This is a genomic window from Streptomyces sp. NPDC025784 (assembly GCF_055558435.1).
The window spans coordinates 43,212-53,536 of the sequence record NZ_JBVHMN010000020.1 but is presented as its reverse complement, the minus strand read 5'-3'; the positions used below and the strand labels follow the sequence as shown (position 1 = coordinate 53,536).

Here is a 10,325-nt window from a genome sequence, read left to right as displayed (position 1 = left end):
GGCCCCCCGGCGCGCGCCCGGCCCCCCCCCCCCCCCCCCGGGGGGGGGGGGGGGGGGGCCCCCCCGCCCGCGGGGGGCGCCCCCCCCCCCCCCCGCCCCCCCCGCCCGTCGCGAGGACCCGGTGGACCTCCCTGGTCTCCAGGGTTGTCCAAAACGTTTCGGGTGTCTGTCGGAGACCTACGCGTCAGGCCACCGGGGCCGGGTAGGTCGGGTACTCCACCCCGGAGACGTGCTGGACGACGCGGATGACCTGGCAGGAGTAGCCGAACTCGTTGTCGTACCAGAGGTAGAGGATCGCGTTGTCACCGTCGACCTTGGTGGCGCCGGCGTCCACGATCGACGCGTGGCGCGAGCCGACGAAGTCCATGGAGACGGCGTCGGGGGCGGTGGTGAAGTCGATCTGCCGCTTCAGCGGCGAGTGCAGCGAGACGTTGCGGAGGTAGTCGAGGACCTCTTCGCGGCTGGTCTCGCGGCCGAGCCGCAGGCTGAGGATCGCGATCGAGACGTCCGGCACCGGGACGCGGATCGAGCTGCCGGTGATCGGCGCCTTGAGGTCGGGCAGCGCCTTCGCCACGGCGGAGGCGGCACCGGTCTCGGTGATCACCATGTTGAGCGGCGCCGAGCGGCCGCGACGGTCGGCCTTGTGGTAATTGTCCAGCAGGTTCTGGTCGTTGGTGAACGAGTGGACGGTCTCCACGTGGCCGCGCAGGACGCCGTACTCGTCATCCATGGCCTTCAGCGGCGGGACGATGGCGTTGGTGGTGCAGGAGGCGCAGGACAGGATGCGCTCGTCCGGCTTCACCATGTCGTGGTTGACGCCGTGGACGATGTTCGGGACGTCGCCCTTGCCCGGAGCGGTCAGCACGACCTTGTCGATACCGGGGCGCAGGTGCTTGGAGAGACCCTCGCGGTCGCGCCACTTGCCGGTGTTGTCGATGAGGATGGCGTCCTTGATCCCGTACGCCGTGTAGTCGACGTCCGACGGGTCGTTGGCGTAGATCACCCGGATCGCGTTGCCGTTGGCGACGATCGTGCTGTTCGGCTCGTCGACCGTGATCGTGCCGTTGAACTGACCGTGGATCGAGTCGCGGCGCAGCAGCGAGGCGCGCTTGACGAGGTCCTGGTCACCGCCGCCGCGGACGACGATGGCGCGCAGACGCAGGCCGTTGCCGGAACCGGCCTTCTCGATCAGCAGACGGGCGACGAGGCGGCCGATGCGGCCGAAGCCGTAGAGCACGACGTCACGGCCGGTGGAGCGGTCGAGCTTGTTCTCACCGATGGCACCGGCGACGGCCTCGGCGGTGAAGTCGGCCACCGACAGACCGCGGTCGTCGGCCTTGTACGTCGCGGCGAGCATGCCGATGTCGATCTGGGAGGGGCCGAGATCGAGCGTGGTGAGAGCTTGCAGGAAAGGCAGGGTTTCGGTGACCGAGAGTTCCTCACCGGCAATCTGCCGTGCGAATCGGTGGGTCTTCAGGATGCTGACCACCGACTTGTTCACCAACGACCGGCTGTGCAGCAGGACCGTGACGTCACGCTCCCGGTGCAGCTTCCCGATCATCGGGATCATCGACTCCGCGATCTCCTCGCGGTTCTTCCAGTTGGTGAACGAGTCGTCATTGACAGTCACAGGTTTATCTTTCGAGCTAGGCGGTGCTCATATGCTAACCCGACCCTCTTTTGACTCCGCGGGCAGGATCACTTGAGGCATCGTCGCAGTGCACTATTCGCCTATATCCGTACATACCGGCACGCCAGGCCAGGGGAAGCGCGCGGTTCACGACCGCGTTGCCGCCGCGGACCGTCCGGGATCAGGAGGCATGCCGTGACGGGACGTCGGGATGGCGTGGCCCACCTGCCGTGGGCGCCCCGCTCTCGCAACGCGCCCGTGACAGCGACGCGGTCGGCGCACGGACGACTCGGCCCCGCGCCCCGACAGGGACACAGACCTCGCGGTCGGCGCACGACCGCTCAGCCCGCGCGCGACCCCATCGGCGGGACCGCGGACGACTCAGCCGGCGCTCGCACACTCGACCCGCCCGCGAACCCATGGGCGCATCCGCGGAGACGCGGCCGGCACCGGGCACTCGCCCCGCGCGCGGGCCCCTCACAGGGAGGCGGCCCGCTCAGCGCGACCGCGCCCCCGCTCCGCCGGAACCCTGCCGACGCGGCGTACGCATCGAGCCGGCCGTCTTCAGCAGACGGTCGGCCCTCTCCCTGAGCGCGGGATGCGCCAGGACCGTGTTGCGCAGACCGCGCACCGGTCTGCGCCACATTCTGTGCGCCGCCGCCACCGGATGGGGACGGGCCGCGAAGCCTTCGCCCACACGCAGTTCGCGGGTCTTGAGCCAGTCCTTGTACTCCTTGTCACCACGCCCCAGGTCCATGATCCGCACCCCGTCGCGGCCGGCCGCCTCCGCGGTCCGCAGATGCATGATCAACCCGGGTGAGTAGTAGTGGAAGTCGGGGTCGTAGGCGGTGAACCACGCCGCGAGCACGGTCCGCGACCTCGGTCCGAAGTGAGCGGCCACCGGCCGGTCCCCCGCGTACAGCACGGACAGCACGCCGGTGAAATGCTCTTCGCGGACATCGAAAAGGTGGTCCACCAGCTCGACGATCCACGGTCGCGCGAACCGGTCCATCCGGCCCGTCCTGCGGTACTGCGCGGACTTCCACTCCATGAGTCGGCGCAGCATCCGCGGGTCGCGCTCGTCGAAGACGAACCGCAGTTCGCCTGCGTCGCGCCCGATCCGGCGTTCCTTCTTCAGTGTCGTCTTGGCCAGCCCCGGGTAGGTGGCGCGCAGCCAGCGCGCGTAGTCGCCGTCGCTGCGCTCCAGGTCGATCACCGGCGAGGCGAAGGTCCCCGTGACGTGCTTGGCGAAAGGCTTCTGCTCCTCGACGAGATGATCGAATTCGAGGATGGACAGACCGCAGGCCCGCAGCAGTTCCTGAGCGTTCCAGGTGACACCGGGGCGGTGCACGAGGGCCTGGCAGTCGGAGAGCCCAAGACCGACGGCCCGGCCGACGCCGAAGACGTTGCGCTCGTACGGGAGGAAGCCCACGGCCTCCCCGTCCTCCCACAGGACCGCCACCTGCGTCCCCGAGCGGTGCCTGCCGACCCCGATCGCGAACTCCGGCGCCAGGAACGGGTTGGCGTACACGGGCGACTCGTCCATGGCCTGATGCCACGCCTTGGACAGCGAGGCACCGAGTTCGTCGAGTCCGTGGATCGTTGTGTCCACCTCAGATCAACCGCCCTTCCAGAGGCTCCGCGAGGGACGTACCGGTTGCGGCGCAGGCCGGTGAGGCGTGTGGATCACTGTTCATGGAACGCATGGACGACCGCTCTCCCCCCATGACGCGCTGTCCGCGTGCTGCCATTCCTTGGTATCTGCCGATCCCCGCCGTGTACACGCTCCCCACTCGACCGGCGGCCGAGACCTGAACGGTTCGGCAGGGCTCAAACGTCGCGAAACAGTACGCACGCTGTCAAGGGCACCTACCGCAACGGAAGTCGGCGGATCGGGCGGACCGGTCCGCTCAGGGCCGCCCGACCCGCACATCCCGGGTTTTCACGCCTTCCGAAGACCCGGGATGTCACCCCATACGTCCCGCTCGCCACCATGGCCGCGCTCCGCCACCGGAGGCTCACCGGCCACACCGGTTCGACGCCTCGGCAGCCGGACAGCGGACCGGACGCGGGTGAGCACGCCCACCCGTCCGTCCGCGCGACGAGGCGGCCGGAGCCGCGCGACGGAGTCACAGAAACAGGGCGCGACGGAGTCACGGGAACAGAAGGGGGCCGCGACACACGGCCGTCCGGGCGTCCACCCGACCGCCGCCCCGCGATCGTTCAGCCGTCAACTCTCTTGCCACTCCCGGCCCTCCCGCCTAGCCTGATTTTGTGCCGCTGATAAACAAACCCCTCACCTCCCACATCCCGCCAGGTCACGACCTCACCCGGCTCCGTATCGCCCTCACCACCTTCTTCGCCCTGGACGGCTTCGTCTTCGCCGGATGGGTCGTCCGCATCCCCGCCGTCAAGGAACGGACCGGCGCCTCGGCGAGCACCCTGGGCCTCGCCCTGCTCGGTGTGTCCGCGGGCGCCGTGATCACGATGATGCTCACCGGACGGCTGTGCCGCCGTTTCGGCAGCCATCCGATGACCGTGGTGTGCGGAGTCCTGCTGTCGCTCAGCGTCACGCTGCCTCCGCTGACGCACTCCGCGGGAGCGCTGGCCGCCGTACTGCTGGTCTTCGGTGCCGCCTACGGCGGGATCAACGTCGCCATGAACAGTGCGGCCGTCGACCTGGTGGCCGCTCTGCGCCGCCCGGTGATGCCGAGCTTCCACGCGGCGTTCAGCCTCGGCGGGATGATCGGGGCGGGACTCGGCGGTCTGGTCGCCGGCCAGTTGTCCGCCACTCGCCATCTGTTCGGTCTCAGTCTGATCGGCCTGCTCGTCACGGCGCTCGCCGGACGGACCCTGCTCCGCCAGGAGGTGCCGACGCCACCCGATCGCGAGGACCGGGACGCGGACGCGGGTCGGACCATGGACGGCCGCGTCCGCCTGCTGGTGATCGTCTGCGGTCTGATCGCCCTGTGCACCGCGTACGGAGAAGGCGCCCTCGCGGACTGGGGGGCGCTGCACCTGGAACAGGACCTGGACGCGCACCCGGGCGTCGCGGCGGCCGGCTACTCCTGCTTCGCCCTCGCCATGACGATCGGGCGGCTGAGTGGCACGACCCTCCTGGAACGCCTGGGGCGGACCCGCACCCTCGTCGCCGGCGGCACCACGGCGGCGCTCGGCATGGTGCTGGGTTCGCTCGCCCCTTCGGTCTGGGCGGCCCTCCTCGGCTTCGCCGTCACCGGGCTCGGGCTCGCCAACATCTTCCCGGTCGCCGTGGAACGTGCGGGGGCGCTCGCCGGACCGAGCGGCGTCGCCGTCGCGTCCACGCTCGGCTACGGCGGCATGCTCCTCGGACCGCCCGCGATCGGGTTCATGGCCGACTGGTACTCACTGCCCACCGCCCTGACGAGTGTGGCGGCGCTGGCTGCCGTGGCCGCCGTCATCGGATGCGCGACCCGGCGGGCGGCGGTGGGCTGACGCGGGCACCACACGGACGCCCGGCGAGGGCGACGCCGACGCCGTGCGAACGCCCGGTGCGCACCGGGCCGCACCACCGTGCCGCCTGTCTTCGGCCGCGGACCATCGGGCAGACTCGCCGCATGGAGATTCCGGAGTTCGTGGAGACCCTGGACCGTGAGGGCCGGCTGCTGGCCGCGGCCGCGGAGGAGGCGGGGACCGACGCCAAGGTCGCGACCTGCCCCGGCTGGCAGGTACGGGACCTGGTGCGGCACACGGGCATGGTGCACCGGTGGGCGACCTCGTTCGTCGCCGAGGGGCACACCTCGTACCACCCCGACGGCGGCCTTCCGGATCTCGACGGCGACGAACTCCTGAGCTGGTTCAGGGACGGACACCGACGGCTCGTCGGCACCTTGGCGGGCGCCACGCCGGACGTACAGTGCTGGAGCTTTCTGCCGGCCGCTTCGCCGCTCGCCTTCTGGGCGCGGCGGCAGGCCCACGAGACGACGGTGCACCGGGTCGACGCCGAGTCGGCACTCGGCCCGCAACGGAGCGCCGTCGCGGCGGAGTTCGCGGTGGACGGCATCGACGAGCTGCTGCGCGGCTTCCACGGCCGGACGCGGAGCAAGGTGCGGACACCGGAGCCGCGCGTCCTGCGGGTGCGCGCGACGGACGTCCCGGACGCGGTCTGGACCCTACGGCTCTCGCAGGAGCCGCCGGTCTGCGAGCGGGAGGAGCGAGGAGCGGCGGACTGCGAGCTGACCGGTCCCGTCGACGAGCTCTACCTGTCCCTGTGGAACCGCCTGCCGTTCCCGGGCATGACCGGCGACGCCTCGACGGCCGAAACGTGGCGGGAGAAGTCCGCGATCACCTGGAGCTGAAGATCGCCCGGAGCCGCGACGGCTGCACCACGGCCCCGGGCGCCGGGTCCGGTCACTCGCAGCCGGAGGGCGCGCCACCGGCCAGCATCCGGGTCAGCACCGCGCGCTGCACGGGAAGGACCTCACCGTGCAGGGCGCGCCCCTTCGGCGTCAGGCACACACGGACGCCCCTGCGGTCCTCCGCGCACATCCCCCGCGTGACGAGACCGTCCTTCTCCAGGCGGCCGATGAGCCGGGACAGAGCGCTCTGGCTCAGGTGGACGCGCTCGGAGATCTCCTGGACGCGGTAGGAGGCGCCGCCGTCGGAAGCCGCGCCCTCGGCGAGGACGTCCAGCACCTCGAAGTCGCTGGCGCCCAGGCCGTGTCGATGCAGTTCGCGGTCCAGTTCGCACAGGGTGCGGGCATGCACCGCGAGGATGTCGCGCCACTGGTTGACGAGCCCTTGCTCGGCCTTCTTCGCCGCCATGGCCGCACCGTAGCAAAGAATCCGCTTTGTTGCATCGGAATTAAATGCATTTGCATTCAATGCATGTGCATGTAGTCTCGACCGCATGACCTCTCCGCTCACCCACTCCGCGTCACAGGGACGCTGGACCCCTCGGCTGTGGGGCACCCTGCTGGTGCTCTGCGCCGCGATGTTCCTGGACGCGCTGGACGTGTCGATGGTCGGCGTCGCCCTGCCGTCCATCGGTTCCGAACTCGACCTTTCCACCTCGACGCTCCAATGGATCGTCAGCGGCTACATCCTGGGATACGGCGGACTGCTCCTCCTCGGCGGACGCACCGCCGACCTGCTGGGCCGGCGCCAGGTCTTCCTGGTCGCTCTCGCGGTCTTCGCGCTCGCCTCCCTGCTCGGCGGCCTCGTCGACTCGGGCCCGCTGCTCATCGCCAGCCGCTTCATCAAGGGCCTCAGCGCGGCGTTCACCGCCCCGGCCGGCCTGTCGATCATCACCACCACATTCGCCGAGGGCCCGCTCCGCAACCGCGCGCTCTCCATCTACACCACCTGCGCGGCCACCGGTTTCTCCATGGGCCTCGTCCTGTCCGGCCTGCTCACCGAGGCGAGCTGGCGGCTGACCATGCTGCTGCCCGCACCCATCGCCGTCATCGCCCTGCTCGCCGGACTGAAGCTCATCCCGCGCAGCGAGCGCGAGAAGGACCACCGCGGGTACGACATACCCGGCGCCATCATCGGCACCGGCGCGATGCTGCTGCTCGTCTTCACCGTGGTCCAGGCCCCCGAAGCGGGCTGGGGCTCGGCCCGCACCCTGCTCTCCTTCGCCGCGGTCGCCGTCCTCCTCACCGTCTTCGTGGCCGTCGAGCGACGCAGCCCGAGCCCGCTGATCCGGCTCGGCGTGCTGCGCTCGGGCAGCCAGATCCGGGCCCAGCTCGGCGCGATGGCCTTCTTCGGCTCGTACGTCGGATTCCAGTTCCTGGTGACCCTCTACATGCAGTCGCTGCTGGGCTGGTCCGCCCTGCACACGGCACTCGCCTTCCTGCCCGCCGGCGCGCTGGTGGCGCTGTCCTCCACGAAGGTGGGCGCCGTCGTCGACCGGTTCGGCACACCGCGGCTCATCGCGACGGGCTTCGCCCTGATGGTCGCCGGCTACGCGCTCTTCCTGCGCGTCGACCTCGACCCGGCGTACGCGGCGGCCATCCTGCCGACCATGCTGCTGATCGGCGCGGCCTGCGCGCTGGTCTTCCCCTCGCTCAACATCCAGGCCACCAACGGTGTGGAGGACCACGAGCAGGGCATGGTCTCGGGTCTGCTCAACACCTCGGTGCAGGTCGGCGGCGCGATCTTCCTGGCCGTCGTCACCGCGGTCGTGACCGCGAACTCGTCCGAGGGCGCCTCGCCCCAGGCCGTCCTCGACAGCTACCGGCCCGGCCTGATCGTGGTGACGGGCATCGCGGTGGCGGGCCTGCTGATCACCCTGCCCGGGCTGCGGACACGGCGCACCGGACACTCGGTCCTGGTCGCCAAGTCCCCTGAGAGGGAGGCGGAGAAGGAGCCCGTGGCGCTCCGCGACTAGGGGGACGCCTCCCCACGATGTGCGTCCGGCGGGGCCCCTTGCCCCGCCGGACGCACACCTGTTTCACTCGCCGGATGGAGAACCACGGGGGATCACCTGGGCGTTCACGCGGCCCCGGCGCGGAAGGCACGCACACCGACGGCTCCACGGCCGAGCGGCGCACCCAGGCGCAGCGGGACGCGATCACTGTGGAGATCGGATACGCGCTGCTCAGCGCGGCGTTCGTGGCGGCCGTCGCCTTCGGGACGGTGGCCGGCCCCGCGCTCTTCCTCGACCTGTCGGACACCGCCGTGCGGGCACTCGTCATGACGGGAGTCGGCACGGCCGTCCTCGTCTTCGCCGTACGGGTGGTCACCGTGCTGGTCCGCTTCGGACGCGAGACCGCCGATCAGCCCAGCCAGCCGGGCCGCACCAGCCCCGATTCATAGGCGAGAACGACCAGTTGGGCCCGGTCCCTGGCCCCCAGCTTCACCATCGTGCGACTCACATGAGTCTTCGCGGTCAGCGGGCTGACGACCAGACGGCGGGCGATCTCGTCGTTCGAGAGCCCGATGCCGACCAGAGCCATCACCTCCCTCTCCCGCTCGGTGAGTTCGGCCAGGGACTCCGCCGCCGCCGGCTCCTTGGAACGAGCCGCGAACTCGGAGATCAGCCGCCGCGTCACCCCCGGTGACAGCAGGGCGTCGCCTTCGACCACCGCCCGTACGGCGCGCAGGAGTTCCTCCGGCTCGGTGTCCTTGACGAGGAAGCCGGAGGCGCCCGAGCGAATCGCCTCGAAGACGTACTCGTCCAGCTCGAACGTGGTGAGCATGACCACCTTGACGTCCCTCAGATCCGCGTCGTCGGTGACACGGCGCGTCGCGGCGAGACCGTCCAGCAGCGGCATCCGGATGTCCATCAGGACGACGTCCGGCCGCAGTTCGCGCACCTTGCGCAGCGCCTCCTCGCCGTCGGCCGCCTCACCGGCCACCTCGATGTCCGGCTGCGCGTCGAGCAACGCCTTGAACCCCGCCCTCACCAGTGACTGGTCGTCGGCGAGCAGTACGCGGATCACCGGTCCTCCTCGACCTTCGACGGCAGTACGGCCAGCACACGGAAGCCCCCGTCCCCACGCGGGCCCGCCTCGATCGTGCCACCCAGGGCCGCGGCCCGCTCCCGCATTCCGACCAGGCCGTTACCGCTTCCGCCCGCGTCGGCGCCGGTGGCCGGTCCGTCGTCGTCGATCCGCAGACGCAGCGCACTCTCCCCATGATCGAGCCGCACCCGCGCACGCCGCGAGCCCGAATGCCGTACGACGTTGGTGAGCGCCTCCTGGACGATGCGGAACGCCGCCAGGTCGATCCCGGGCGGCAGCTTCGGCACCGCGTCCGCGCCCTCGACCTCCACCATGAGGCCCGCACCCGCCGCCTGCTCGACCAGTTCGGGGAGGCGGTCCAGTCCCGGTGCGGGGGCACGCGGCGCCTCCCCCGGGGCGCGCAGTGTGTCGAGCACCTGCCGGACCTCGCCGAGCGCCTCCTTGCTGGCGGCCTTGATGGTCGTCAGCGCCGTACGCGCCTGTTCCGGGTCGGAGTCGAGCAGTGCGAGGCCGACGCCGGCCTGGACGTTGATCACCGAAATGCTGTGCGCCAGCACGTCGTGGAGCTCACGCGCGATCCGCAGCCGCTCCTCGTCGGCACGCCGCCGCGCGGCCTGCGCCCGTTCGGCCCGGTCACGGGCCCACTGCTCCCGACGCACCCGGACCAGTTCCGACAGTGCGACGATCGCCACGATCCAGGTGGCGGTCACGATCTCCTGCCCCCAGGACGCCGGCCCGTCCGTGCCGGGCGGCAGCCACCGGTACAGCCAGTGCCCCACCAGTACGTGCCCGGCCCAGAGCATGCCGACCGCCGTCCAGGCCGCCCGGCGGTGCCCGCTGACGACCGCGCTGAAGCAGCCCAGCGCGACGGTGAGGAAGACGGGCCCGTACGGGTATCCGGCGCCGAGATACACCAGCGCCGCGCCCGCCGTGCCGAACGCGACGAGCACCGGCCACCGCTGCCGCCACAGCAGCAGCGCACAGGCCATGAGCAACAGCGCCCGTCCGAGGAGGTCGAGTTGGACGCGATCGCCGGTCTGGGAGTGGGCCGCGACGTTCGAGCCGATGAGGACGAAGACCGTCAGCGCGAGCGTGGACCGCCAGGGCAGGCGAGCGGCACGCTCCGGGTCGCCCCAGCGGCTCCACCCGGGCGGCCCGTGCCGCCACCACAGGTGCGGCCCTCCCCACGCCGGGAACCTGGGGGTGCGCTGCTCTTCCATGACGGTCACGCTAGACCTCCCCGGACGGCG

General features: G+C 71.0%; 9 protein-coding genes. 4 read left to right on the top strand and 5 right to left on the bottom strand.

All coding sequences use genetic code 11. From position 1 onward, the window contains the following. Positions 1-184: 184 nt before the first annotated feature. Together ACZ4IF_RS34915 and ACZ4IF_RS34910 are read right to left on the bottom strand one after the other, a co-directional pair. Positions 185-1,630, bottom strand: coding sequence for a glyceraldehyde-3-phosphate dehydrogenase (locus ACZ4IF_RS34915; RefSeq protein ID WP_467570254.1), 1,446 nt, complete (start codon positions 1,628-1,630; stop codon positions 185-187). Positions 1,631-2,126: 496 nt separating this feature from the next. Beyond that, positions 2,127-3,242 carry a GNAT family N-acetyltransferase gene (locus ACZ4IF_RS34910; protein ID WP_467570251.1) on the bottom strand — a complete coding sequence of 372 codons (1,116 nt, stop codon included), beginning with the start codon at positions 3,240-3,242 and terminating at the stop codon, positions 2,127-2,129. 662 nt (positions 3,243-3,904) lie between these two features. Here ACZ4IF_RS34910 and ACZ4IF_RS34905 point away from each other — a divergent pair. Next, positions 3,905-5,104, top strand: a complete 1,200-nt coding sequence (locus ACZ4IF_RS34905; protein ID WP_467570248.1) for an MFS transporter — start codon at positions 3,905-3,907, stop codon at positions 5,102-5,104. A 122-nt stretch (positions 5,105-5,226) separates the two neighbouring features. Next, positions 5,227-5,967, top strand: coding sequence for a maleylpyruvate isomerase family mycothiol-dependent enzyme (locus ACZ4IF_RS34900; protein WP_467570246.1), 741 nt, complete (start codon positions 5,227-5,229; stop codon positions 5,965-5,967). Between the two features lie 52 nt (positions 5,968-6,019). On the opposite strand, the gene ACZ4IF_RS34895 is transcribed toward ACZ4IF_RS34900, so the two are convergent. Further along, the gene (locus tag ACZ4IF_RS34895; RefSeq protein WP_467570244.1) at positions 6,020-6,433 is read right to left on the bottom strand and encodes a MarR family winged helix-turn-helix transcriptional regulator; all 414 of its coding nucleotides are present in this window, start codon (positions 6,431-6,433) and stop codon (positions 6,020-6,022) included. Between the two features lie 85 nt (positions 6,434-6,518). On the opposite strand from ACZ4IF_RS34895, the gene ACZ4IF_RS34890 reads away from it, so the two are divergent. Both ACZ4IF_RS34890 and ACZ4IF_RS34885 read left to right on the top strand, forming a co-directional pair. After that, positions 6,519-8,000 (top strand): MFS transporter, encoded by a 1,482-nt coding sequence (locus ACZ4IF_RS34890; RefSeq protein WP_432187598.1) that lies wholly within the window; start codon positions 6,519-6,521, stop codon positions 7,998-8,000. Positions 8,001-8,074: 74 nt separating this feature from the next. Further along, a complete protein-coding gene (locus ACZ4IF_RS34885) occupies positions 8,075-8,428 on the top strand; it encodes a DUF6332 family protein (protein ID WP_467570241.1) in 354 nt (117 codons plus the stop codon). Here the strand turns inward: ACZ4IF_RS34885 and ACZ4IF_RS34880 are convergent. Both ACZ4IF_RS34880 and ACZ4IF_RS34875 read right to left on the bottom strand, forming a co-directional pair. Further along, the gene (locus tag ACZ4IF_RS34880; RefSeq protein ID WP_467570238.1) at positions 8,389-9,054 is read right to left on the bottom strand and encodes a response regulator; all 666 of its coding nucleotides are present in this window, start codon (positions 9,052-9,054) and stop codon (positions 8,389-8,391) included. The genes ACZ4IF_RS34885 and ACZ4IF_RS34880 overlap by 40 nt on opposite strands. Beyond that, a complete protein-coding gene (locus ACZ4IF_RS34875; RefSeq protein WP_467570559.1) occupies positions 9,051-10,295 on the bottom strand; it encodes a sensor histidine kinase in 1,245 nt (414 codons plus the stop codon). Before ACZ4IF_RS34875 ends, ACZ4IF_RS34880 begins: the two co-directional genes overlap by 4 nt. Between the last annotated feature and the right edge of the window lie 30 nt (positions 10,296-10,325).